Consider the following 24,102-nt stretch of genomic DNA (forward strand, 5'->3'; position numbering starts at 1 on the left):
GCTGGCGGACGCCGCTGGCGGACGCCGTCGGCGCGCCGCGTCAGCGCCGCCAGAAGAGGTGGTGCACCACACCGCTCGGACTGGGCACCACATCCAGGTGGAACCGGTCGAGCAGCTCGTCGGGCGACTCCCACAGTCGGGCCCCGGCGCCGATCCGCACCGGCGAGACCACCACGTGCAGGGTGTCCACGAGGCCGGCATCGAGGAACTCCCGGATGGTGGTGGCCCCGCCGCCGAGGCGGACGTCCTTGCCCTGCGCCGCCTCCTTCGCCCGTGCGAGGACCGCGGCCGGATCGTCGTCGACGAAGTGGAACGTCGTGTCGGAGAGCGTCAACGAGGGACGCGCGTGGTGGGTCATGACGAACACCGGGGTGTGGAACGGCGGCTCGTCACCCCACCAGCCGCGCCAGTCGTGGTCCTGCCAGGGACCGCGCTGGGGCCCGAACTTGTTGCGGCCCATGATCTCGGCGCCGATGTTGCGGGCGTAGTCCCGGGTGAAGTAGTCGTCGAGGCCGCGGCTGCCCCCGGGGTCGGTGCGCATGGGCCAGCTCGCCGTGGCGCCCGCCCAGGCGAACAGAGCCCCGGGGTCGGCGTCGCCGAACGGCCGCTCGAGGCTCTGGTGCTCACCGGCACCGAACCCGTCGCTCGAGACGTTGAAGTTCTGGACCCTCAGCAGCTGCTCCACGCTTCTCCTCCTGCGTAGTCGATGAAGATGAGACCGTCCGGGCGGACCGAACTCATTGCCGCTGCCGTGACATCCAACCCGCTCCGGCCCGCGAACACGGCGCGACGCGACGAGGACCCCGGCAGCGGGCCCGTCTGCCGGGGCTCCCGGCCGTCGCGCTCGCGCACGTCCACGCCGCCGGGGCGACCGACCCGTCAGCCTGGTGCGGCCGGGTCCAAGAACCGCGGCCACCGTCCCGGACCAGCAGCCCGGTTCGGTACGCAACCTGCCACGAGCGGGCGCTGCAGTCCCGCCCTGCTCCGCCTCACGCGGCGAGGGCGCGGCGCAGGACGGAGCCGAGTTCGGCGATCTGCCGCTGGGAGACGGCGGCGGACTGGATCGCGAGCGACCCGTGGAAGGTTCCGGGCCACTGGTGCAGCTCGACCGACACGCCCGCCTGGAGCAGGCGCAGCGCGTAGCCCATGCCCTCGTCGCGGTTCGGGTCGAATTCCGCGGTGGCGACATAGGCCGGCGGCAGGCCGGAAAGGTCGTCGGCGCGGGCCGGCGCGGCGTACGGGGTGGCGGGGCGCGAGCCGAGGTAGTGGCCCCATGCGGCGTCGCGCACGGCGCGGTTGTTCCAGGGGGTGTCCGTGAAGGTGCGGGCGGACCACGTCTGCTGCCGGTCGTCGAGCATGGCCTCGTTGAGGAGCTGGAAGCGGATCGGCGGCCCCTGCTCGTCACGTGCCCGCAGGGTCACCCCGGCCGCGATGCACGCGCCGGCGCTGTGGCCCCCGATCGCGATCCGGTCCGGGTCGATGCCGAGTTCTGCCGCGTGTTCGTGCGTCCAGCCCAGTACGGCGTAGGCGTCGTCGAAGGCGGCCGGGAAGCGGTTCTCGGGCGAGAGGCGGTAGCCGACGGTGATCACGACGGCTCCGGAGAGGTGGGCCATCGGGGCGGCCCACAGGTGTTCCGTATCCAGGTTGCCGCCGACCCATCCGCCGCCGTGCAACCAGACGACGGCGCCCCTGGCCTGGTGCGGACGGTAGATCCGCACCGCCACGTCCGGATCGGCGGGAACGGTGCGGTCGGCCACCTCCAGTCCCGTGGTGTCCGGCGCCGGCCTCGAGGCGGCCAACTCGGCGTACATCGTGCGGAAGGCGACCGGGTCGCTCAGGTCGGTACGGGAGAGCAGCGGGACGAATGCTTCGAGTTCGGGATCCATGCCGATCATCCTCACCTCCGGCCGCCTCCGGCATCATCCGCCAACTGTCGCGCGCCCGCCGGAGATCACGCGCCGATCGGCGGTTCCTCTGCCCGTCGGTGCGGGCCTATCCTCCAGACATGGAGGCACTGGCCGTACGGCTGTCGGGAATGGACTCGCACGTCGAAGGAGCGATCCGCGTCGTCGCGTTCTACGACACGCTGATGCGCCGGCGGGTGGACCTCCCGGCGCTCACCCGGGCCTCCGCCGGACTCGCCGAGTGCGTCGCGGGGTTCCAGCTCCACGGCACCGGACGGGTCACCCGCGTCTCGCCCGACGGCAGGCAGGCGTCCGCTCCGCCGGCGCCGGCGTCCTCCACGGCGCCGATCACCCTCGACGAGGAGGAGATCGGCACGGTGTGGCTGGAACGCCCCGGCCCGCCGAACCCGCTCGACGAGGTGCTCCTGGACCGGCTCGCCATCGCCGCCGCGTCGGCCGTCGAGCGGTACGGACCGGCCCGCACCACCATGGCCGACCCCGCCCTCGTCGAACTCGCGATCAGCGACGAGAGCGACGAGGCGGCCAGGGCGCGGGCTCTGCGCCTCCTGGGATTCACCGCGGACCTCCCGGTGCACGTCGTGGCCGTACGCTCGCAGCTTCCGCTCGACCGGATCGGCTCCCTGCTCTGCCCCGGCCGCCTCGTGAAGGCGGCGGCCCTCGCCGACGTCGGCGTCATCCTGGCCACCACCGTCGACCGCGCCCGGATTCCGGCCGGCGTCCGCGCGGGCATCGGCCACGCCGAAGCGCCCGACCGCTCCTGGCGGCAGGCCCGCACCGCGCTGCGCTTCACCAGCGCACGCCAACCGGTCGTCCACCACGCCGACCTGGGGGCGCTGGCGCTGCTCGCGCACGTACCCCCGGACGCCGCCCGGGACAATCCCGACGTCGCCGCGGTCGCGCGGCTCGCCGGTACGCCCGACGACCTGGAGACCCTGGAGGCCTACTGCGCCACCGGCTCCTTGCGCAGGGCCGCCGACCTGCTCCACCTGCACCACAGCAGCGTCGCCCGCCGGCTCGAGCACATCGCGCGGTCCCTGGGCATCGAGCTCACCGACCCCGCGGGACTGGTGCGGGCCGCACTGGCCCTCACCGCATGGCGGCTCGGCGCTTCGTCCTGACCGCCGCCGCGCCGTGCGCGCCTAGCCCTCGTCGGTGGCGCGCAGGTCGGCGAGGAGTTCGGCCTGGCCTTCCAGGACCCCGGAGATGATCTGGCGGGCTACCCTCAGCAGTTCGCCGGTCTGGGAGTGGGTGAGCTTGTAGTACACGCTGGAGCCCTCTCGGCGGGTGACCACGAGGTTGCCCTTGCGCAGGACGGCCAGCTGCTGGGAGAGGCTCGCGGCCTCGACCCCGACTTCGGGCAGCATCTCTGCGACCGCGTGCTCGCGTTCGCTGAGCAGTTCCAGGACGCGGACGCGGACCGGGTGCCCCAGCGTTTTGAAGAACTCCGCCTTGAGCTGGTACAGCGGTGCGGTCACCTGGGTACCCCTGCCGTGACTGTCGATCTCATCCACTCCTGAATCGTTCACCTTAAGTTCATCCTTTTGCTCCCCTTCATACCTTGTGGCCTCCACAATTGCAGATCCCTGCAACTCGTGGAAGCCGGTGGGCAGTCCTAGAGGGGCAGGGTGATCCAGATGGCCTTGCCGCCTCCGTCCGCATCGGGGCGGACCGCGGCCGTGCCGCCGAGCTCCCTGGTCATCTCGACGACCGTCGCCAGGCCGCTTCCCGGCGCGTTGGTGAGCGCCGCGTACAGGGCGGGCTGGTAGGGGTGGCGGTCCTGCACGGCGAAGGCGAAGACGCCGGGCCCGTGCGTGTAGGTCACCTTGATGGCCGGGGACATGTGCGCGGCGTGGCGGACGCAGTTGGTGACCAGCTCGGCCACGATCAGCAGCGCGGGGCCGACGCTCGGATGGCGCAGCCCCACCCCGCACTCCAGCAGGACGAGCTCGGTGGTCTCGCGGGCGATACGGACCGCGGAGCCTCTCGCGACCAGGTTCAGGACGTGCCGGTACGGCATCGTCTGGACGCCGGTGGCCATCACCGGCCCTCCTCCGTCACGGCGCGGGCCTCGATACCGGACACCTCGATCAGGCGCCGGGCGGCGGGGACGGTCATCGTGCGGCCTTCCGAATACGGTGCGGGTGCGTCACTGTGGTGCGCTGCGTGCGGTGTGCTGCGTGTGTCCGGTGCGTGTGGTGCGGGCCGTGCGGGAGGAGCAACGGGTGGTGCCGTGCACGCGGTTACCCACGGACACCGCACCCTAAGCACGGACAGCATCTATGAAATTGCAGACTTCTGCAATTAATGGTGCCGGTGCCCGCCGGGTCATTCCCCGGTCGCCGAGAAGTGCTGGTAGTCGGGGTGGGACCAGCCGCCGCCCCAATGCCAGCCCACCTCCTCGAAAGCCCGGGTGACGACGTCGCCGGGGCGGATCATGCCCGGCACGGCGCGGTCACGCCGCAGGTGCGGGCGGCCGGCGGCGGGATGGGACGTGCCGCCGCGGTCCACGTACGGGTTCTCGACCGGGTTGACGTCCACGGCGTCCCCGTGGGCGTGCCGGGAAAGGCGGCCGGGGTCGCCGGTGACCTGCCGGCAGTTGAAGGCCGAGGTGTTGTCGTGCGCCATCGACCGGGCGTCGTCACCGCCGTAGGCCGCGGCCGACCGCATGCGGCGGATGGGGAACTTCGCGTCGAACGCCTTGCCGAAGACGCGCAGGAGGGGCTGGACGGCCCCTTCGTGGACGACGAGTTCACCCCGGTGGACCTTGCCGTCGAAGCCCCAGTGGTTCATCCGGATCAGCCGCAGCCGGTCGGGGCCGACGGGACAGCCCGGCCGGTACGTGGCGCCCAGTGCCGCGGGCGGCACCCGCTCCACCACGGCGGCGAGCGCCGGGTGGGCCTGCGCGCGCACCCCGGGCGGGGGCGCGGAGGCGGCCGTACAGGCGAGGGTGGCGGTGCTCAGCAGCACGACCGCCGCCGCGGCGCGGGAGGCGAGGCGCACGGCGTCACGGCGAACCGCCCGCGCACCCGCGGTGCCGCACCCCCCGCACACCGGGCTCAGCCCGGGTCCCCGGGGGTGGGCCGTACGTCGAAGCCGCGCAGTTCCTCCGGCGCGGCCGTCTCCTCGCGGACCTCCACAGCACGTACGTCGGCCGCAGGCGGCCCCGTGCGCGCCCACCGCACCATCGCCTCGACGGCAGGCCCGCCCCCTTCGAACAGCGCCTCGACGCCGCCGTCGGGCAGGTTCCGCACCCAGCCCGACACGCCCTGGGCCAGCGCCTCACGGCGGCAGGTGTCCCGGAAGAACACCCCTTGCACGGTCCCCGACACGATCACGCGCTTGCGTACCATGCTCCGACCATAAGACGAGGCTGGGAGTCATGGCGGTGCACGTACTCGGCAGCAGGATCCTCCTCACCCCCACGGACCCCGAGCGCTCACGCGCCTTCTACGGCGACACGCTCGGGCTGGCCGTCTACCGCGAGTTCGGCACCGGACCCGACCGCGGCACGGTCTACTTCCTCGGCGGCGGGTTCCTCGAGGTGTCGGGGCGCGCCGAGGCCCCGCCCGCCCCCGGACTGCGCCTGTGGCTCCAGGTCGCGGACGTGCGGGCGGCCCACGAGGAGCTCCGCAGCCGGGGCGCCGAGGTGCTGCGGCCGCCCCGGCGCGAGCCGTGGGGCCTCATCGAAATGTGGCTCGCCGACCCCGACGGCGTGCGCATCGCCGTCGTGGAGGTGCCGTCGGACCACCCGCTGCGTTTTCGTCCGTAGGCATCCGCCGTTCGGGTCAGTGCCGGGCTGCGGATCCGGGCGGAGGGCACGGGCGACGGCCTGCGTCGCTCCTGCGTCACTCCTGCGTCACTCCTGCGTCGCTCCCCGCGGAGCCGAACGGGCCGGGCCGCACTCAGCCGGTACGCCGCCGGCACATCGCCGTCAGCCGGACCGCGAAGTGGATCGCGGCCACGGCCGCGACGATGTCCAGGAGGTCACCCACCATCATCCGGGCCAGTGCGTACCGCGCCTCTGCGAGCGTCTCGGCGCGGCTGTACGTCCACGCGGCGTACTGGTTGAACGCCCCCACACCGACGAACAGCCCCCACCACAGGCCCACCGGCCACGGGGACGGCGTGGCCCTGCCCTGCGGGGCCGGCGATCCGCAGACGCCCCACATGCCGAGGGCGATCCGGAACGGCCGCCAGAGGTTGAGAAGCGGGACGAACCAGCAGCCGATCGCCCAGCCGGAGCCCGTGCCCGAGCGGTCCGGCGCGAGCGCCCGCACGCACCGGTGCATCTGGTGGAACCAGGCGATGAACACGACGCCGCACGCAAAGACGGCGTTGGCCTGGAACATCCAGGCCCGGCGGTGCAGGGTGTGGGCGGCGTCCAGCTCCGCCGTGGGGGCGAGGACGAAGCCGGCGTCGTCCACGAACAGGGAGTACACCCGCGTCCCTGCGTACAACGCGAACGCGTCGGTCAGGATGACGGCGGCCAACAGCACCACAACCCCGGCCAGGAGGAGGCGCGGCGCCTCCGGTATCCGGGTGGGCAGGGATGCCCGGGGCATGAACGTACGGGTTGCGGGCACGGCGAAGGACCCCCCACGGGTCGGAGACGAAGAGCCGCTCCCCGCAGGGGGAGCGCCGGGGGACCCTACACCGCGTGCAGCCGGCGCGTCCTGCGCGGACAGGCTCCGGCCGGCCGGGGCGCCGATCGGTGACCCCGTGCGCGCGGGCGCGGGGGGGCGGCGGGTGTCAGTCCTCGACTGTGATCTCGCGCTTGAGGATCTTGCCCGTGGGGCCCTTCGGCAGGCCCTGCACCAACTGGACGATCCTGGGGTACTTGTACGGGGCCACGCGGGCCTTCACGAACGCGCGGAGCTCGTCGGCGGTAGCCTCGGCGCCCGGCTTCAGCGTGACCACGGCCGCGACCTCCTCGCCGTGCACCTCGTGCGGGACGCCCACGACGGCGGCCTCGGCGACGGCCGGGTGCTCGTAGAAGACCTCCTCGATCTCGCGCGGGTAGACGTTGTAGCCGCCGCGGATGACGAGGTCCTTCTTGCGGTCGACGATGAAGTAGAAGCCGTCCTCGTCGCGCCGCGCCAGGTCGCCCGTGCGGAACCAGCCGTCGGCGAACGCGGCTTCGTCGGCCTCCGGGCGGTTCCAGTAGCCGGGCATGACGTTCGGGCCCTGCACCGCGATCTCGCCGACCTCACCCTCGGCGACCTCCTTGCCCCCGTCATCGATCAGGCGTACCCGCACGCCGTCGATGGGCGTGCCGATCGATCCGGGCTTGCGGGGGCCGTCGAGCGAGCCGAACGTGACCACCGGGGCGGTCTCGGACAGGCCGTACCCCTCGACGACCGGACATCCGAACGCCGACTCGAAGCGGTGCAGCACCTCCACGGGCATCGCCGAGCCGCCCGTCACGGAAAGCCGCAGGCCGCTGTCGCCCGTCAGGCCGGTCGAGCCGGCCGCCTCCGCGGCGGCGAGCAGGCCCAGGAACATGGTGGGCACGCCCTCCATCACCGTGACCCGGTCACGGGCGAGGATCTCCAGCGCCTTCGACGCGTCGAAGCGTGGCAGCAGGGTGACGCGGGCTCCCGTGAGCACGGCCGCGTTCAGGCCGCAGGTCTGGCCGAAGACGTGGAAGAAGGGCAGGCCGCCGAAGACCGTGTCCGAGGCCGACATCCGCAGCAGCCGTACGACGGCGGCCGTGTTGCTGCCCAGGTTGCCGTGGGTGAGCCGGGCGCCCTTGGGCCGGCCCGTGGTGCCGGAGGTGTAGAGCAGCACGGCGAGGTCGTCCGTGTGCCGCTCCACGACCTCCGAGCGCGGCTCGGCGGCGGCCAGGGCGACCCCGAACTCCTCGGCGGTGACGTCGACGCAGCCGATGCCCAACTCCGCGGCGGCGGCGCCGGCCTCGGCCAGCGCCTGCCCCCAGGCGAGGATCAGCCGGGCGCCGCAGTCGCCGGCGCTGTAGCGGATCTCGGCGGACTTCAGCAGCGGGTTCATCGGGACCGCGACCGCACCGGCCCGCAGGACGCCGTAGTAGACGACCGCGAAATGCGGGATGTTCGGCAGCAGGACCGCCACCCGGTCACCGGGCCCGACGCCCTGGGCGGTCAGCCAGCCGGCGACGCGGGCGCTGCGCTCCTCCAGCGAGCGGTAGTCGAGCGCCAGGCCGTCCCACTGGATCGCCGTGCGGTCGGGGTTCGCCGCGGCGGTGCGGGCCAGGTTGAGGGCGAGGTTGGTCATCTGTGACCTCTTTCTGATGGTTCGGTCTGCAGGTGGGCGCCGGTCGCCGTACCGGCCCGCTGTGAGCGGCCCTGCCCTGGTCAGCGGCCAGGCTATCGGTCAACAGTCCGATACCGACCGCACCGCGGAGCCGGTCGACTTGAAGCGGTCGGGGCAGGTCGGTCGCGTGTCCGCGCGCTGTGTGACCATGGCTCGTCGATACACCCGCGTCTCATGGGGGGACCATGCGCACCCGTACCACCACCGCCACGACCGGCCTCGTCGCCGCGCTCGCCGCGCTGCTCGTCCTGGCCGGCTGCACCGCACCGGGCGGAAGCCCGCGCGGGGCGGTGAGCTCCGGTCCTTCCGTGCCCGCGCCGGGCGGTGGGTCCGGGTACGAGGGGCCCCGGCCGCAGGACCAGAACCTGCTGGCGTGGACCGGCGACCCCAATGACGCCGGACACGTCACGGCGCAGACGGCCGCGGGAGTCGGGGGCCGGGTCACCCTGGTGCGGATCGTGCTGCGCGAGGAGATCACCTGGTCGAACATCTGGCTGGGACTCGCCGGTCTGGACCCGAATGCCCAGCTCGCCAACTGCCACCTCGGTGTGTACGACGCCAACGGCACCCTGCTCGCGGCCACCCCGGACATCTCGCCCCAGCTGATGACCGCCCCGATCGCCAAACCGTTCGCCCTCGCCAAGCCGTTCACCGCCCCGCCCGGCACGTACTTCATCGCCCTCCTGCTCAACGGCACCTGGGCCACCAACGCCCTCACCCTGAAGTCCACCGGGGCCGGAATCTCCGTCAACGCCGGTCTGGCGCCGCCGAAGCTGCGCTACAGCACCGTCCTGACGGGCCAGACCTCACTGCCGGCCAGCGTGAACCTCGCCGAGCAGTCCACCAGCACCATCCACACCGGCTGGGCCAGCCAGTGGTACGGAATCTCCTGACCCCATCGGTATAACGTCCCTATGCAGCACGCGAGTTGAGGGAGGAAGGGAACCCATGGCGGACCACGACCTGACCGGCTTCACCGAGAGCACGTTCACCCACGGGGGCGCCTCCCGCCGCATACTGCGCCGCGGTACGGGCCCGGCGGTGATCATCATGGCGGAGATCCCCGGCATCACCCCGAAGGTCATCGAGTTCGCCGAACGCGTGGCGGCGTCCGGCTGTACGGCCGTCCTGCCGGTGCTCTTCGGCACGCCCGGCCGTGACGCGAACCCGGCCGCCCGCGGCTGGCCGAGCACCGGGCGCTACCTGGCCTCGTCCCTGTGGCGGGTCTGCGTGAGCCGGGAGTTCACCGTGCTGGCCACCGGGCGCAGTTCACGGGTCGTGCAGTGGCTGCGCGCGCTGGCCGCCGCGGAACACGAACGCTGCGGCGGCCCCGGAGTCGGCGCCGTCGGCATGTGCCTGACCGGCGGGTTCGCCCTGGCCATGGCCACGGACGAGCGGCTGCTCGCCCCGGTCCTGGCCCAGCCGTCGCTGCCGCTGGCGTGCACCCCGGGCCGGGCCCGCGCCGTCGACATCAGCCCCGGGGACCTGGCGGTGGTCCGCGCGCGCTGCGAGCGCGAGGGGCTCCAGGTCCTGGGGCTGCGGTTCCGGGGGGACCGGCTGGCGCCCGGGGAGCGGTTCGCGCACCTGCGGCGCGAGCTCGGCGACGCCTTCGTCGCCGTGGAGCTCGACGACAGCGCCGCGAACCCCGAGGGCGTCTTCGCACCGCACTCCGTCCTGACCGAGCACCTCGTCGACGAGCCCGGCCAGCCCACCCGGCAGGCGCTGGACACGGTCCTCGACCTGTTCCGCACCCGGCTGCTCGGCGAACAGCCCCGGGCCACCGCCTGAGGCGGCCCGGGGCGGGGCGGGGCCTCGACGGCCCGGGCCGGGGCTACTTCGGGGTGACCCGGACCGGCGCGCTTCCCCGGGTGCGGCCGCCGCGGCCGACCTCGCCGCGGGCCCGGCCGCCTGCACACCCGGGGTCATGACGGGTGTCATGACCCCGCCTGGGCGGTCCTGCGGCGACTATCCGAACTGGCCGGGCTGGTAGTCGCCTGCGGGCTGCCGCACCATGACGTTCAGCCGGTTGAAGGCGTTGATGAGGGCGATCAGGGCCACCAGTGCCGTGAGTTGCTCCTCGTCATAGTGCTTGGCCGCGTTCTCCCAGACCTCGTCCGTGACCCCGCCGGCCGCGTCCGCGATGCGGGTGCCCTGCTCCGCCAGCTCGAGCGCGGCGCGCTCGGCCTCGGTGAAGACCGTGGCCTCCCGCCACACCGCGACCAGGTGGAGCCGCGTCGGCGTCTCCCCGGCCACCACGGCCTCCTTGACGTGCATGTCCGTGCAGAAGCCGCACCCGTTGATCTGGCTCGCGCGGATCTTCACCAGCTCCTGGGTCGCGGCGGGCAGCGGCGAATCCTCGACCACCCGGCCCGCCGATACGAGGTGCTTGAGGAGCGTGCCTGCGGTCGGGCTGCCGAAGACGTTCAAACGGGCGCTCATGGTGGCCTCCTGTGCCGTTTCGTTGGTGACACCCTTCAGACAGCGCGGACCGGCCGGATGTGACAGCAGCGCATGTGACCTGCGTCTCTCTGGCCCGTCTCCTACGGGGCGCCCCCCCCCGGATCAGGGACGAGGCACGCCCCGGCGTCGAGCCCCGAAATGCCCGCGCGGACCGGCGCCGCGTGCCGGGCGGCCGGGGCCGGGGGATGCTGGGTGCATGGCTGGCGTTCCCAGGGTGCGGCTGCCCGCCGCCTACCGGCCGGCGGCCCGGCGGTCGGTGCGGGTCACGCTGGCCAGCAGTGCCGGTTTCTACCTGTTCCTGTACGGCTTCGGCTCGGCCACCGCCGCGACCTACGCGCTGTTCGCCGCCGTGGCGATGGCGGGGCTGTCGCGCATCCCCGGGACCGGCCGGCAGCGCGCCGCCGTACTGCTGCGGCTGCTGCCCGCCGCCTGGGTGCTGATCACGGTCGGCACCTACCTGTCCGTGCGGACCTGGAGCGCTGCCCTCGGGATGCTGGTGGTGGGGTTCGCCCTGGCCTTCGCCGCCGTGGGCGGGCCGCGCCCGGCCGGGGCCTCGCCGGGGCTCCAGCTGATGTACATCCTGCCGTCGTTCCCGCCCTACGACCCCGGTTCGCTGGGCGACCGGCTGGCGGGCGCGACGACCGGCCTCGTCCTGCTCGTCCTCGCGGAGGCGTTCGTCCTGCCCGATCCGCCGACCGTCCCGTACCGTGAGTTGGCCGCGCGGGCCGCCGACAGCGCGCGCCGCTGCGCCGACGAGCTGACCCGGGGGCCCTGCACGCTGTCCGACGCGCTGGTGCACGCCGCCCGCGAGGCCGGTACCGGGCTGCGGTCCTCGCGCGTGCCCGAGGCCGAGCGGCCGGCCGGGGCGAGCGTACGGGACCGGGCCCTGGCCCACACCGGACTGGCCGCCCGCACCCTGCTGAGCAGGCTGTCACTGCTGCCGCCGGCCCCCGGCGAGCCCGCCGGGGGCCGGGTCGCCCTGGACGTGCTGCGCGCGGTACGGGACGTGGCGGAGGAGACGGCCGGCCGCCTGCGCGGCCGGGTGCCCGCGGGGGACGCGCACGCGGAGCTGCTGCGGGCCCGTGCGGCCCTGGCGGAGGGCCCGGCCGCCGACGCCTCCCCGGCGGCGCTGCGCCGGCACGTGGCGGTGCTGGAGGCGGCGGACGCCGCGCTGGCGATGTCGACGGCCGCCGGGATCGCGGTACGGGGCCGGGCGGGCGCGGAGCGGGCGGCGCCGGGCCGGTTCTGGTACGCCAGGATGCCCGCACCCCGGCTGTGGTGGCGCCGGCTGGAGGGGCACGCCGGCGGGCGCTCGGTGTTCTTCCAGAACGCGGTGCGGATCGGTCTGGCGCTGGCGGCGGCCCGGGTGATCGCGGGGGTGGACACGCTGCCGCACGGGTTCTGGGTGCTGCTGGCCACCTTGACCCTGACCCGGACGACCGTGCGGGAGACCCGCACGACCGTCCGGGTGGCGCTCACCGGGACCCTGATCGGAGCACTCGTCGTGGCCGGCCTGCTGACCCTGGCGGGGACCGACATCGCGGTGTACGCGGCGGCGCTGCCGCCGCTGATGCTGGTTGCCTTCACGGTGGGGCCGGTCAAGGGGGTGGGCTGGGCCCAGGCGATGTTCACGCTGGTGGTCGCCCTGGTGTTCGCGCAGCTGGCACCCGCCACCTGGCAACTGGCGGAGCTCCGGCTGCTGGACGTGCTGACCGGCAGCGCGATCGGCGCCGTGTTCGGGCTGCTCGCCTGGCCCCGGGGAGCGCAGGATGAGCTGCGGCGGTCGGTGGCGGTGCTGCTGCGGGGCGCGGCGGAGACCGTGGTGGCGACGACCGCCGAGCTCGCGGCGGGCGGCGTGCGCAAGCCCGTGACGGCCGCCCCGGGGCACCGCTCGCTGCAGCACGCGCTGATCATGGCGGAGTCGGCGTACGCGCAGTTCCAGAGCGAGCCGAAGGAGCCGGCCGTAACGTCCGCCGGACAGGACCGGCAGGACCGGCAGCACGCGCAGGACCGGCAGGAGCGGCAGCACGGGCAGGACTGGCAGGCGACGCTGATGACCGGCCACCACACGCTGTGGGGATCGGAGCGGCTGCTGGCCCCGCCCGAGCGGGTCGACGCACCTCCGCTGGGGCGGGAGCCGGCGGTGGCGCTGACCCGGCTCGGGGACCGGGTGGCGGGGCGGATGCTGCTGGTGTCGGCGCGGCTGGACCCGAGCGGCGACACCCCCGAGGGGCCCGTGCCGCTGCGGGATCCGGAGTTCGACGGGTTCGCGGCGGAGCCGCCGGGCGCGCCGCCCTCGTACTACGCGGCCGCCGAGTGGCTGGACTCGCTCATGGCGGACCTGGAGCGCATCACCGGCCAGTCCGGGGACGGGCAGACGGGTCCGGGCGGACCCCCGGCCGCCCTCCGGCGGGGAAGGCGACCTCTGAGGGGAGGGGCGACCTCTGAGGGGAAGGGCAACCTCGGGGGGTGAGGGTGACCTCTGAGGGGGAGGGGCGACCCCCGGGGAGAGGGTGACCCCGCCGCGCGTCGGGTCACCAGCGCACGGGCAGTTCCCGTACGCCCCGGATCAGCATGCCGGGCACCCAGGCCAGCGTCGACTCGTCGGCGTCACTGGCGAGGTCCGGGAAGCGCTCCAGCAGCGAGCGGAGCGCGATGCGGCCCTCCATCCGGGCCAGCGGCGCGCCCAGGCAGTAGTGCAGACCGTGCCCGAAGGCGATGTGGCCGCGGGCGTCCCGTCGGATGTCGAAGCGGTTGGGGTCCTCGAAGCGCGCCGGGTCGCGGTCCGCGTCGGCCATCGCGATCAGGACGGCCGAGCCGGCCGGGATCACCACCCCGCCCATCTCCACGTCCTCCAGGGCGAGTCGCTCGGTGGCGGTCTCCACCGGCCCGTCGTAGCGCAGCATCTCCTCGATCGCTCCGTCGAGGAGACCGAGGTCCGCGCGCAGGTCGGCGAGCTGGTCGGGATGGGCGAACAGGGCGCGCATCCCGTTGCCGATCATGTTGACCGTGGTCTCGTGTCCCGCGATCAGCAACAGAACGCTCATGCCGATCAGTTCGTTCGGCGAGAGCCGGTCCCCGCCCTCGTCGACGGCGTGGATCATCGCGCTGAGGAGGTCGTCCCCGGGGGCGGCGCGCTTGGCCTCGATGAGCCCCACCAGGTACCGGGGCATCTCCGCGTACGCGACGGCCTCGGCCTCCGGACTGGTACGGGCCACCATCTCGCCGGACCACTTGCGGAACGCCTCGCGGTCCAGCTCGGGCACGCCGAGCAGCTCGCAGATGACGGTCATCGGGAGCGGGAAGGCGAAGGAGTTGACGAGGTCGCCCCGCCGCTCCCGGTTCGCCTCCATGGCGTCCAGCAGTTCGTCGGTCACCTGCTGGATGCGCGGTGCCAGGGCCTCGATCCGGCGCGGGGTGAACTCGCGTGCGACCAGGCGGCGCAGTCGGGTGTGGTCCGGCGGGTCGGACATCAGCATGTGGGCGAGTGCCGGGTGGTCCTGCTCGGCGTTGATGATCTGGCCCATGTCGCCGGAGGCGCGCCAATCCCTGCTCAGCCGCGGATCGGTGAAGGCCGCGCGGCAGGCTTCGTGTCCGACGACCAGCCACATCTCCTCGTCGTCGGGGGTCCGCACGTGGTGCACGGGCCCCTTCTCCCGCAGCGCCGCGTAGACCGGGTAGGGGTCGCGCGTGAAGTCCGGGCTGAGCTCCAGCAGATCGACGGTGGCGGGTCGAAGCACCATTCCAATTCCCCCTGGATCGAATGCGGCGCGCACTCATGCGCGTTGTGTGTACCCGCCACCGTAATGGCCGCCTCCTCCGCGTGGTTCGGCAGGTCACTCCACGAGGCGGGGTGGCCGTGGCATGTCACACATCGTCAGCATGCAGGCATGCCAGGGGGAGGGGTCGAAGTCCTTCATCGCGGCGGGCCGGATCCGGCGGACGGTTTTCTCGAGTCGCACACGAGTGGACCTCATGGCGCCCCGGAGGGCGCAGCGGCCGGCGTCGCGGGACCCCCGGGGGCGCGGCGCCGGCAGAAGCCCCACGCGGGCACGGCCCTCTCTGCGCAGGCCCGATCCGGCTAACCGCCGACGGCGCGCCGTTCGGCTACCGGGCGGGGCCGTGCACGGCTGCCAGGGTTGACCGGCGGGGCATTACCGCCCCGCACGCACCCCTGGAGTCCCCATGGCCTCGGTCGACAGCACGCCGGAACGGGCGCTGAAGGATGCGGACGCGGATGCGCCCACGCCCGCGGGAACCGAGCGCCGCGTGGCGTCCGGGAACACCGTCCTGCGGTTGCTGTCGACCACCGACCACAAGGTGATCGGCAACATGTACCTGGTCACCGCGTTCGCGTTCTTCCTGTTCGCCGGAGTGCTGGCCCTGGTCATGCGGGCCGAGCTCGCCCGGCCCGGTCTGCAGATCGTCTCGGCCGAGCAGTACAACCAGCTGTTCACCGTGCACGGCACGATCATGATGCTGCTCTTCGCGACCCCGACCTTCACCGGCTTCGCCAACGCGGTGATGCCGCTCCAGATCGGCGCCCCGGACGTGGCCTTCCCCCGGCTCAACGCCTTCACCTACTGGGTGTACCTGTTCGGCGGGCTGATGGTGGTCAGCGGGTTCCTGACGGCGAACGGCTCGGCCTCGTTCGGCTGGTTCGCCTACGCCCCGCTCAACGGTGCCGTCTACACCCCGGGGGTGGGCGCGGACCTGTGGGTGATGGGCCTGGTCGTGTCGGGTCTGAGCACGATCCTGGGCTCGGTCAACTTCATCACCACCATCGTCTGCCTGCGTGCGCCCGGCATGACCCTCTTCAGGATGCCGATCTTCACCTGGAACGTGCTGTTCACCTCGATCCTGGCCCTGTTGGCGTTCCCCGTCCTCGCCGCGGCGCTGCTCGCGCTGGAGGCCGACCGGAAGTTCGGGTCCCACATCTTCGACGCGGCGAACGGCGGGACGCTGCTGTGGCAGCACCTGTTCTGGTTCTTCGGCCACCCCGAGGTGTACATCGTGGCGCTGCCCTTCTTCGGGGTCGTCAGCGAGATCCTGCCGGTGTTCAGCCGCAAGCCCGTCTTCGGCTACGCGGCCCTGGTCGGCGCGACGATCGCCATCACCGGGCTGTCCGCCACCGTCTGGGCCCACCACATGTTCGCCACCGGGGCGGTCCTGCTGCCCTTCTTCTCCCTGCTGTCCTTTCTGATCGCCGTCCCGACGGGGGTGAAGTTCTTCAACTGGATCGGGACGATGTGGAACGGCTCGGTGTCCTTCGAGACCCCGATGCTGTGGTGCGTCGGCTTCCTCGTCACCTTCCTCCTGGGGGGTCTCACGGGCGTGCTGATCGCCTCTCCCCCGATGGACTTCCACCTCACCGACAGCTATTTCATCGTGGCGCACCTGCACTACGTGCTGTTCGGCACGATCGTCTTCGCCACCTTCGCCGGGTTCTACTTCTGGTGGCCGAAGCTCACCGGCAAGCTGCTCGACGAACGCCTGGGGAAGATGCACTTCTGGCTGCTGTTCACAGGGTTCCAGCTCACCTTCCTGGTCCACCACTGGCTCGGTGAACAGGGCATGCCGCGCCGGTACGCCGACTACCTGGACGCGGACGGGTTCACCCTGCTCAACTCGCTGTCCACGATCGGCTCCTTCCTCCTGGGCCTGTCCACGCTGCCGTTCCTCTACAACGTGGCCCGGACCGCCCGGCACGGGCAACGGGTGGACGTCGACGACCCCTGGGGCTGGGGCCGTTCACTCGAATGGGCCACGAGCTGCCCGCCTCCGCGGCACAACTTCGTCGCCCTGCCGCGCATCCGGTCCGACTCGCCGGCGTTCGACCTGCACCACCCGGAGGTGAAGGCGGTATGAAGGCGGAGGCATGGCTCTTCTGCGGGGTAGCCGTCTTCTTCGCGGTGACGGGCGGCGTGTACGTGGGGTTCTCGGACGATCCGGCCGGGGCCGCCGCCCTCGCCGTGTCGTTCCTGATGTCCGCGCTCATCGCCGCCTTCCTGGGGTGGCAGTTCCGCCGCGACGGCTACCGGCCCGAGGACCGCCGGGACGCGCAGGTCCGGGAGGCGGCGGAGCGGAGGTTCTCCTTCCCGGCCCGGAGCTACGCACCCGCCGTCTCGGCCGTGGGGACGGCGCTGGTGGGCCTGGGCGTCGTACAGGGGCTGTGGCTGGCCCTCATCGGGTTCGGCGTCCTCGTCCCGGGCGTCTTCGGGTTCGTGTTCCGGCCCGGTGACGACCGCTAGGTGACACGGGGCGCGGGTCAGTCCCCGGAGGGGGCGTCCCGTGCGTCGGGGCCCGCGAGGATCGCGTCGACCGTGCGCCGGTCCTGCCGGGACAGCGGCGGCGCCAGCACGTCCTTGTAGTACCAGCGGCTCACGGCCGAGCGCAGCCGCTCCAGGAGGCGGCGGATCCGTCCGCCCCCATCCTGCCCGGCCGGGCGGACGGGGGCGGCGACGGGGTACACCAGCAGCGGATACCGCTGCGCCGCGCTCAGGGGCCGGTGGGACGGGTGGTAGCCGCCCTCGACCGCCTGGCGCACCTCGTCCGTCTCCTCCCCGTGCGTGAGGGCGTCGATGTCGGCGCGCTGCAGGGCCAGACAGATCCGCCGCGTGAGCCAGAAGGCCGCGGGCGGGACGAGGAACAGCGCGCAGCGCAGGGCCCACGTCAGCCCCGGCAGGGGGAGGTCGAAGACGAACGCGATGAGGTCCTGCGCCCCGGCGAGCAGCAGCACCGTGTACGCGCAGAGCACCGACACCGCCAGGGCCGTGCGGGCCGGCCGATGGCGGGGCCGGTCACACAGGTGCTGTTCGCCCCGGTCGGGGCTGATCCAGCGCTCGAAGAAGGGATAGGCGTACAGACCGGTGAACAGGACGCCGGGGAGTACGACGCCGGACACGAACGGGTTCCACGACAGGGTGTGGCCCCACAGCCTGGTCTCCACCGCGGGCATCAGCCTCAGCGCGCCTTCCAGGAAGCCGACGTACCAGTCGGGCTGGGCGCCCGTGGAAACCTGGTCCGGCAAGTAGGGCCCGTAGGCCCAGACCGGATTGATCTGCGCCAGCGCCGAGAGCGCCGCGAGAACGCCCGCGACCAGGAAGAAGAAGCCTGCCGACTTCGCCGCGTACTGGGGGAAGAAGGGCTTGCCGATCGCATTGCGGCCGGTCCTTCCGGGCCCGGGCCACTGGGTGTGCTTCAGGTGCACGACCAGCAGGAGGTGGAGCGACACCAGGGCGAGGAGGAGCCCCGGGACGAGGAGGATGTGCACGGGGTAGAGCCGGGAGACGATGTCCTCGCCGGGGTACTCACCGCCGAAGACGAAGAAGCTCACGTACGTGCCGACGACGGGCACGGACAGCATGATGCCCTGGGCCGTGCGCAGGCCGGTGCCGGAGAGCAGGTCGTCGGGGAGCGAATAGCCGGCGAAGCCTTCGACCAGGGCCAGCACGAACATCGTGACGCCGACCACCCAGTTGAGTTCCCGCGGCTTGCGGAAGGCCCCGGTGAAGAAGACGCGCAGCAGGTGGACGGCGATGGCGGCGAGGAACACGAGCGCCGCCCAGTGGTGCATCTGGCGGATCAGCAGGCCGCCGCGCACCTCGAAGCTGATGCGCAGGGTGGAGGCGTACGCCTCCGAGACGCGCAGTCCGCGCAGCGGGCCGTACGAGCCGGTGTAGACGACCTCGTCCATCGACGGCTGGAAGAAGAACGCCAGGTAGGTGCCGGTGAGCAGGAGCACGAGGAGGCTGTAGAGCGCGATCTCTCCCAGCAGGAAGGACCAGTGGTCCGGAAAGGCCTTCCGGACGGCGCCCTTGGCCACCTCGCCCAAGGGCAGCCGGGCGTCGAGCGCGACGGCGGACCGTACCGCCGCGCGCCCGGCCCGGCCGGCCTCGCGCGCCCTCCTCTTGCCCACCTGCACCGATCCACGCCTTCCCGCCGGAGGTCGCCGAAGTCCCGGCCCGTGCCGTCGAGCATGGCTCTTCGGCGGCCCGCCGGCCGGAAGGCACGCAGCCCTGCGGCGGAATGCGCCTCCCATGGCGCACCCGTTGCGGCGGGGGGCCCGGCCGCCGCGGCGGGGTGGGCCTGTCGCCGTCGGGTGCGGCCCCTGCCGTGGCAGACTCTGGTCCGTTCTGTCCGGATCCATCCGCATTCCCGCGCGGGATCCCGACCCCGTCCCCACGGGAGGTCCCGTGTTCCGCTGCCCCGCTCCCGTACGCGGCGCAGTCGCCGCCCTCGCCGCCGCAGGCCTGGTCCTCGGCCTCACCGCCGGAGCCACCCGGGCGGCCCCCGAAACCCCCGCGGCCACCACGCCGGCCGGCGGCAGCACGGCCACCCGGACCACCCCCTCCACCACGGTCTCGGCCGCGCCGGGCAGTGCGACGGTCCTGTCCGGGTACGCGATCCAGTCGACGGCCAAGGTGACGGACCCGGCGGCCACCGTGTCCAGCCCCGGCTATCCGGCAGCCGGCTGGTACTCCGTCGGGCCGCGCTCCACGGTCCTCGCGGCGCTGCTCGCCGCCGGGGTGCACCCGGACCCCTTCTACTCCACACAGCAGAAGCAGATCCCGGCTGCGGACTTCACCGTGCCCTGGTGGTACCGCTCCGATCTCACGGTCACCGACCCGACCGCCCGCACGTACCTGGACTTCAGCGGGGTGGTCTCCGCCGCCGACGTCTTCGTCAACGGCCGCCGGGTCGCCGACGCGAGCACGGTTGCCGGCGCCTACACCCGGCACGAGCTCGACGTCACCGACCTCATCAGGGCGGGTGCCAACACGGTCGCCTTCCGGATCCAGCCCAACAACCCGCGCAAGCGGCTCACCATGGGCTGGCTCGACTGGCTGCAGCCGCCGCCCGACGAGAACATGGGGATCGTCCGCGACGTCACGGTGCGCCGCGGCGGTCCGGTCGCCCTGCGCGACGCGCACGTCGTGAGCACCCTTGCCATGCCGTCGATGTCCTCGGCCGAGCTGACCGTCAAGGCCCGGGTGCGCAACGACTCACCGGACCCCGTCACCACGACGGTGTCCGGCACCGCGGGCCCCGCCACCGTCAGCCGCACCCTGACGCTGGCACCCCACGAGACCAGGAGCATCGTCTTCTCCCCCGCCGACCACCCCGCGCTGGTGCTGAATACGCCCCGCGTGTGGTGGCCGGCCTCGATGGGCGAGCAGCCGATGTACGGGTTCGAGCTGACCGCAGCGGTGAACGGCGCCGCCTCCGACACAGCCCGCGGTTCCTTCGCCGTCCGCGACGTGCAGGCCCCGCTGAACGCCGACGGCGCCCGGCAGTACCGGATCAACGGCCGCCCGCTGCTCATCAAGGGCGGTGGCTGGTCCCCGGACGAGTTCCTGCGCTGGGAGCCGGTCTACGCCGAGGACCGTCTCAGGTACGCCCTCGACCTGGGTCTGAACACCCTGCGCCTGGAAGGGCACATCGAGCCCGACGAGTTCTTCGACCTCGCCGACCGGTACGGCATCCTCACGCTGCCGGGCTGGGAGTGCTGCGACAAATGGGAGGGAGAGGTCAACGGCACCGAGGCCGGGGAGAGATGGGACACGCCCGACTACGCCGTCGCCAAGGCCTCGATGGCCGCCGAAGCGGCCCGGCTCCGCCACCATCCGAGCGTGATCTCCTTCCTCATCGGCAGCGACTTCGCACCGAACGAGGAGATCGAGGAGATGTACGTCGACGCGCTGAAGTCCGCCGACTGGACGACCCCGGTGGTCCCCGCGGCCGCCGACGCCTCCGCACCGCTCACCGGACGCTCCGGCATGAAGATGACCGGCCCCTACGACTGGGTGCCGCCCGGCTACTGGTACGACAAGCGGGAGGGCGGCGCGGCCGGCTTCAACTCCGAAACGAGCGCGGGCCCGGACGTCCCCACCCTCGACACGCTGCGCCGCATGATGTCGCCGACCGAGCTGGACACCCTCTGGAAGGAGCCGTCCGCGCCCCAGTACCACCGCTCCCCTTCTCCCACCTTCGCGACGCTCACGCTCTACAACGCCGCGCTGGCCGCCCGCTACGGCCCGCCGACCGGCCTCGAGGACTACGTGCGCAAGGCGCAGCTCGCCCAGTACGAGAACGTGCGCGCACAGTTCGAGGCGTACGCGCGCAACGCCAAGGACGCCTCACGGCCGTCGACCGGCGTCATCTACTGGATGTTCAACAGCGGCTGGACCTCGCTGCACTGGCAGCTGGTGGACCGGTACCTCGACCAGGGCGGCGCCTACTTCGGGGCGAAGAAGGCGAACGAGCCGCTGCACATCCAGTACGGCTACGACAACCGGGCGGTGAGCGTGGTGAACCACCGGGCCGCGGCAGCCGCCGGACTGACCGCGCGGGTCACCCTGTTCGGCACCGACGGCACGCAGCGCTACGACCGGACCGTGACCGGCGTGAGCGTCGCGGGCGGCGGCGCGAGCAGCACCGCACTGACCGTCCCCGCGTCGGTGCCGGGCCCGTCCGGCACCTATCTGGCCCGGCTGCTGCTCGCCGACGCCGAGGGGCGGGAGGTGAGCCGCAACGTCTACTGGCTCTCCACCACCGCGGACGTGCTCGACTACGCGGAGAGCAGCTGGTACCACACGCCCACCACCGCGTACGCCGACCTCACGGGGCTGAACTCGATGCCGCGGGCGCCGGTCACCGCGACGGCCCGGACGACGGCGGACGGGGCGGGAACCTCCACGACGACGGTGACGGTGCGCAACACGGGCTCCGGGAAGACCCCGGCCCTGCTCACCGACGTCCACCTCGTGTCGGCTCGGGGCGCGCCCGTCCTGCCCGTCCGGTGGAGCGACAACCAGGTCAGCCTCTGGCCGGGCGAGTCGGCGACGCTGACCGCGACCTACCGGACGGCGGACCTGCGCGGCTCGGCGCCGCAACTGCGGATCTCCGGCTGGAACACGCCCACGGTCACGCTCCCCGCCGACGGCGGACAGGGCCCGCGCACGGCGGACGGGCCCGCCGCGCGTGAGGTGCGGCGGGCCCGTCCGCAGCCCGGGCCTGGCGCCTAGGCGATCGGGGACAGGAGGCTGCTGCCCTGGCCCGCGGGGCCGGTCCCGCCCTCCCGCTCCGCGCTCTCCCGCGCGGCCGTCCGCGTGCTGCCCGCCACGATCAGCGCGATGAGGACGGCGGCGGCTTCGCTCTGCAGGATCCGGGCGGCCTGTTGCAGGCGCCGGGGGTCGGTGGCCGGAATGGACAGGGCCACGCACTCCGCGTTCGGCCCCGCCGTGATCGGCACGGCGGCGCAGACCGTGCCCAGCGCGTACTCCTGGAGGTCGAGCAGGGGGGCGCTGGGCCGACGGCTGTCGAGCTGGTGGAAGAGGGCCTGCGGGGTGCTGAGGGTGTGGGCGGTGAAACGGGTGAGCCGGTGACGGGAGAGGTGGTCCTTTCGCTGGTCGTCGTCGAGCTGGGTGAGCAGGGCCTTGCCGACGGCGGAGGCATGGGCGGCGGCCCGGAAGTCGACGTACTCCTCGACGAGCGGGGTGGCGGGCCCGTCCGCGTACTGGGTGATGGAGACCTCCCCGTCGGTGTAGCGGGCGACGTAGACGGCGGCTCCGACCGCGTCCCTCACCCAGGCGAGCGTCTCCTGCAGGTGCGCCCGGCCGTCCTCGCCCTGGGTGAGCCGCAGGGCGCTGCCGGCGATGTAGGCGTCGGGGCCCACGGCGGTGACCAGCCCCGCGCGCACCAGTTGCTCCACGGCCCGGGCCAGGGCCAGTTGGGGCAGCTCCGTCTCGCGCGCGATCTGCGTCAGGCTCACGCCGCCCGCGTAGCGGTTGATGACCTCCAGGACGCGCAGGGCACGGTGGACGGATTCCATCGCCGCCGGCGCGGGGCGCCGTCCGGGTGAGCTGCGCGCGGCCCGGGCCGGCTGGGGCTCCTTGAGTACGTCGAGGGCCCAGGCCTGCGCGGCCTCGTCGGTCAGGTACAGGGGGTTGAGGCGGGCGTGCTGGGCGACGGCGGCGGCCACCTGCGGGCCGGGGAGCGGGACCTCGCCCAGGTCCGGGTCCTCGGACCAGACACGTGCCGTGACGGCCCGCCTCAGCCGCGGGGGCAGCCGGTACGGGGGACGCACGAAACGGCCTCCGGCCGTGGGGGCGGTGAGGTCCTGGGTGGTGATGGGCGGGGAGGTCCAGATGATCGAGGCGCGCAGGGCCTCCTCGAGGGTCTCCGGGATCTCCGGCAGGGACGGCAGGTGCTCCTCCGGCGGAAGGGCCTGGGCCTGGCGCTTCCAGTGGCGGGCGGTCCTGACCTCGGCCCGGGCGAGGTGGTGGAGGTAGAGGCACCGGGCTGCGGTCCGCGAGCCGGCGCCGGCCGCGTACTGGAACCAGAACTGCGCGCCCTCCCCGTCGTTCAGGTGCAGGAGGCAGCCGAACAGCAGGGCCGAGTCCGGTCCGTGGGGCCACGAGCCGGCGCCCAGGGCGATCTCCGCGAAGGCCCGGCTCTCGGCCAGGACCCAGGCGATCTCGTCCAGCGTCCTGGCGGCCCGCACGTGACAGGTGGCGTCCAGTACGAGGTCGTCGGCGCCGGCCGACCGCGGCGCGGGCAGGACGCCGCTCTCCGTGCCGATCGCGGCCCGGGCACGGTCGGCCACGATCCTGCGGGCGATCCGGCGCCGTGCCGCGCCCTCGTCGTAGCCGGCGTACTCCTCGACCAGGACCTCCGCGTCCTGCAGTGCCGCGTCCAGCCCGTCCCAGGTCACGGGGTCGCGGTCGCGAGTCACATCGCTCACTGGTCCTTCTCCTCTCCAGGGGCCCACTCCACCCCGAGTTTCCGGGACAGGTTCCGGCGCGCCCCTCGGATGTGCGAACGCACGGTCGCGGAGGAAATGCCCATCATCCGGGCGACCGTGTCGTTGTCGTTGCCCAGCAGGAAGGCCAGCAGCACCACGTCGTACTGCCGCTCGGACAGGTCCGCGATCGCCGCGTACAGGCCGAGTTTCGACTCCAGCAGCTCCATCCGCTCCCGGGAGGCGCGGCGCAGCGCGGCGAACCACGCGGTCTCCACCATCGCCACCGACCGGGCCGAGACCGCGAGCCGGCGCTCGACGTGCTCGCGGAGCACCGCCCACGCGAACCCGTGCAGGCTCGCCTCCTTCAGGGCGTGCGGCCACACCTTGAGGAGGAAGGTGAACACGTCGTCCACCACGTACTCCGCGTCCTTGCGGGAGCCCAGCTGCAGATGGGCGTAGCGCAGATAGGCGCGATGCTGCTGGGAGTGGAAGGCGGTGTAGTCCACGGGCAGGACACCAGCCAGCTCGCTGGAGACCGCCTGGTCTCCGGATGGGTCGAACTCGCCCTCACTCATGCACTCTCCCACGGCTGCTCATAGCCGCCCACCGGGGCGGCGACACCCTGACCACGTCAACAGCGAAAACACGGACCGCGGTAGCGGCTATCAGCACGAGGGCAACGAC

General features: G+C 73.0%; 20 protein-coding genes and 1 pseudogene. 8 read left to right on the top strand and 13 right to left on the bottom strand.

Going from position 1 to position 24,102, the window contains the following annotated elements; translation table 11 throughout:
- Positions 1-40: 40 nt before the first annotated feature.
- The gene (locus tag AB0D44_RS11810; RefSeq protein ID WP_362588169.1) at positions 41-685 is read right to left on the bottom strand and encodes a dihydrofolate reductase family protein; all 645 of its coding nucleotides are present in this window, start codon (positions 683-685) and stop codon (positions 41-43) included.
- 304 nt (positions 686-989) lie between these two features.
- The gene (locus tag AB0D44_RS11815; protein ID WP_362588172.1) at positions 990-1,886 is read right to left on the bottom strand and encodes an alpha/beta hydrolase; all 897 of its coding nucleotides are present in this window, start codon (positions 1,884-1,886) and stop codon (positions 990-992) included.
- Positions 1,887-2,005: 119 nt separating this feature from the next.
- Here AB0D44_RS11815 and AB0D44_RS11820 point away from each other — a divergent pair, with 119 nt between their 5' ends.
- The gene (locus AB0D44_RS11820) at positions 2,006-3,043 is read left to right on the top strand and encodes a helix-turn-helix domain-containing protein (protein WP_362588175.1); all 1,038 of its coding nucleotides are present in this window, start codon (positions 2,006-2,008) and stop codon (positions 3,041-3,043) included.
- Positions 3,044-3,064: 21 nt separating this feature from the next.
- Here AB0D44_RS11820 and AB0D44_RS11825 read toward each other — a convergent pair whose 3' ends face one another.
- The 4 genes from AB0D44_RS11825 to AB0D44_RS11840 form a co-directional block, all read right to left on the bottom strand.
- Positions 3,065-3,400, bottom strand: a complete 336-nt coding sequence (locus tag AB0D44_RS11825; protein WP_362588178.1) for a metalloregulator ArsR/SmtB family transcription factor — start codon at positions 3,398-3,400, stop codon at positions 3,065-3,067.
- A gap of 137 nt (positions 3,401-3,537) precedes the next feature.
- Positions 3,538-3,963 carry an ATP-binding protein gene (locus AB0D44_RS11830; protein WP_362588181.1) on the bottom strand — a complete coding sequence of 142 codons (426 nt, stop codon included), beginning with the start codon at positions 3,961-3,963 and terminating at the stop codon, positions 3,538-3,540.
- 287 nt (positions 3,964-4,250) lie between these two features.
- Positions 4,251-4,925: a M15 family metallopeptidase gene (locus tag AB0D44_RS11835; protein WP_362588184.1), complete on the bottom strand. Its 675-nt coding sequence runs from the start codon at positions 4,923-4,925 to the stop codon at positions 4,251-4,253.
- A 56-nt stretch (positions 4,926-4,981) separates the two neighbouring features.
- Positions 4,982-5,275 carry an acylphosphatase gene (locus AB0D44_RS11840; RefSeq protein ID WP_362588187.1) on the bottom strand — a complete coding sequence of 98 codons (294 nt, stop codon included), beginning with the start codon at positions 5,273-5,275 and terminating at the stop codon, positions 4,982-4,984.
- A 29-nt stretch (positions 5,276-5,304) separates the two neighbouring features.
- Here AB0D44_RS11840 and AB0D44_RS11845 point away from each other — a divergent pair, with 29 nt between their 5' ends.
- On the top strand, positions 5,305-5,694 hold the full coding sequence (locus AB0D44_RS11845) for a VOC family protein (RefSeq protein WP_362588190.1): 390 nt from the start codon (positions 5,305-5,307) through the stop codon (positions 5,692-5,694).
- 133 nt (positions 5,695-5,827) lie between these two features.
- Here the strand turns inward: AB0D44_RS11845 and AB0D44_RS11850 are convergent, their stop codons facing one another.
- Complete coding sequence (locus AB0D44_RS11850) at positions 5,828-6,487, bottom strand: DUF4328 domain-containing protein (RefSeq protein ID WP_362588193.1); 660 nt, start codon at positions 6,485-6,487, stop codon at positions 5,828-5,830.
- 187 nt (positions 6,488-6,674) lie between these two features.
- On the bottom strand, positions 6,675-8,174 hold the full coding sequence (locus AB0D44_RS11855; protein WP_362588196.1) for a long-chain fatty acid--CoA ligase: 1,500 nt from the start codon (positions 8,172-8,174) through the stop codon (positions 6,675-6,677).
- A 224-nt stretch (positions 8,175-8,398) separates the two neighbouring features.
- On the opposite strand from AB0D44_RS11855, the gene AB0D44_RS11860 reads away from it, so the two are divergent.
- Both AB0D44_RS11860 and AB0D44_RS11865 read left to right on the top strand, forming a co-directional pair.
- Positions 8,399-9,106, top strand: coding sequence for a hypothetical protein (locus AB0D44_RS11860; RefSeq protein ID WP_362588199.1), 708 nt, complete (start codon positions 8,399-8,401; stop codon positions 9,104-9,106).
- Between the two features lie 55 nt (positions 9,107-9,161).
- On the top strand, positions 9,162-10,001 hold the full coding sequence (locus AB0D44_RS11865) for a dienelactone hydrolase family protein (protein ID WP_362588202.1): 840 nt from the start codon (positions 9,162-9,164) through the stop codon (positions 9,999-10,001).
- A gap of 177 nt (positions 10,002-10,178) precedes the next feature.
- On the opposite strand, the gene AB0D44_RS11870 is transcribed toward AB0D44_RS11865, so the two are convergent.
- The gene (locus tag AB0D44_RS11870; RefSeq protein WP_362588205.1) at positions 10,179-10,652 is read right to left on the bottom strand and encodes a carboxymuconolactone decarboxylase family protein; all 474 of its coding nucleotides are present in this window, start codon (positions 10,650-10,652) and stop codon (positions 10,179-10,181) included.
- Between the two features lie 217 nt (positions 10,653-10,869).
- Here AB0D44_RS11870 and AB0D44_RS11875 point away from each other — a divergent pair, with 217 nt between their 5' ends.
- The gene (locus AB0D44_RS11875) at positions 10,870-13,146 is read left to right on the top strand and encodes an FUSC family protein (RefSeq protein ID WP_362588208.1); all 2,277 of its coding nucleotides are present in this window, start codon (positions 10,870-10,872) and stop codon (positions 13,144-13,146) included.
- Positions 13,147-13,207: 61 nt separating this feature from the next.
- Here the strand turns inward: AB0D44_RS11875 and AB0D44_RS11880 are convergent, their stop codons facing one another.
- The gene (locus tag AB0D44_RS11880; protein ID WP_362588211.1) at positions 13,208-14,416 is read right to left on the bottom strand and encodes a cytochrome P450; all 1,209 of its coding nucleotides are present in this window, start codon (positions 14,414-14,416) and stop codon (positions 13,208-13,210) included.
- Positions 14,417-14,858: 442 nt separating this feature from the next.
- Here AB0D44_RS11880 and ctaD point away from each other — a divergent pair, with 442 nt between their 5' ends.
- Together ctaD and AB0D44_RS11890 are read left to right on the top strand one after the other, a co-directional pair.
- Positions 14,859-16,541 (top strand): cytochrome c oxidase subunit I, encoded by a 1,683-nt coding sequence (ctaD, locus tag AB0D44_RS11885; RefSeq protein ID WP_362588214.1) that lies wholly within the window; start codon positions 14,859-14,861, stop codon positions 16,539-16,541.
- Positions 16,538-16,924, top strand: coding sequence for a cytochrome c oxidase subunit 4 (locus tag AB0D44_RS11890; RefSeq protein ID WP_362588217.1), 387 nt, complete (start codon positions 16,538-16,540; stop codon positions 16,922-16,924). Before ctaD ends, AB0D44_RS11890 begins: the two co-directional genes overlap by 4 nt.
- A gap of 17 nt (positions 16,925-16,941) precedes the next feature.
- On the opposite strand, the gene AB0D44_RS11895 is transcribed toward AB0D44_RS11890, so the two are convergent.
- Positions 16,942-18,591, bottom strand: coding sequence for a cytochrome b N-terminal domain-containing protein (locus AB0D44_RS11895; protein ID WP_362588220.1), 1,650 nt, complete (start codon positions 18,589-18,591; stop codon positions 16,942-16,944).
- Between the two features lie 277 nt (positions 18,592-18,868).
- Here AB0D44_RS11895 and AB0D44_RS11900 point away from each other — a divergent pair, with 277 nt between their 5' ends.
- Positions 18,869-21,700 carry an exo-beta-D-glucosaminidase gene (locus tag AB0D44_RS11900; protein WP_362588223.1) on the top strand — a complete coding sequence of 944 codons (2,832 nt, stop codon included), beginning with the start codon at positions 18,869-18,871 and terminating at the stop codon, positions 21,698-21,700.
- Positions 21,701-21,795: 95 nt separating this feature from the next.
- Here the strand turns inward: AB0D44_RS11900 and AB0D44_RS11905 are convergent.
- Positions 21,796-22,506 (bottom strand): annotated as a pseudogene (locus AB0D44_RS11905) (IclR family transcriptional regulator C-terminal domain-containing protein); the annotation flags it as partial.
- 908 nt (positions 22,507-23,414) lie between these two features.
- Positions 23,415-23,993 (bottom strand): sigma-70 family RNA polymerase sigma factor, encoded by a 579-nt coding sequence (locus AB0D44_RS11910; protein WP_362588226.1) that lies wholly within the window; start codon positions 23,991-23,993, stop codon positions 23,415-23,417.
- Between the last annotated feature and the right edge of the window lie 109 nt (positions 23,994-24,102).

This window comes from Streptomyces sp. NPDC048349 (assembly GCF_040651925.1).
Lineage (GTDB): Bacteria > Actinomycetota > Actinomycetes > Streptomycetales > Streptomycetaceae > Streptomyces.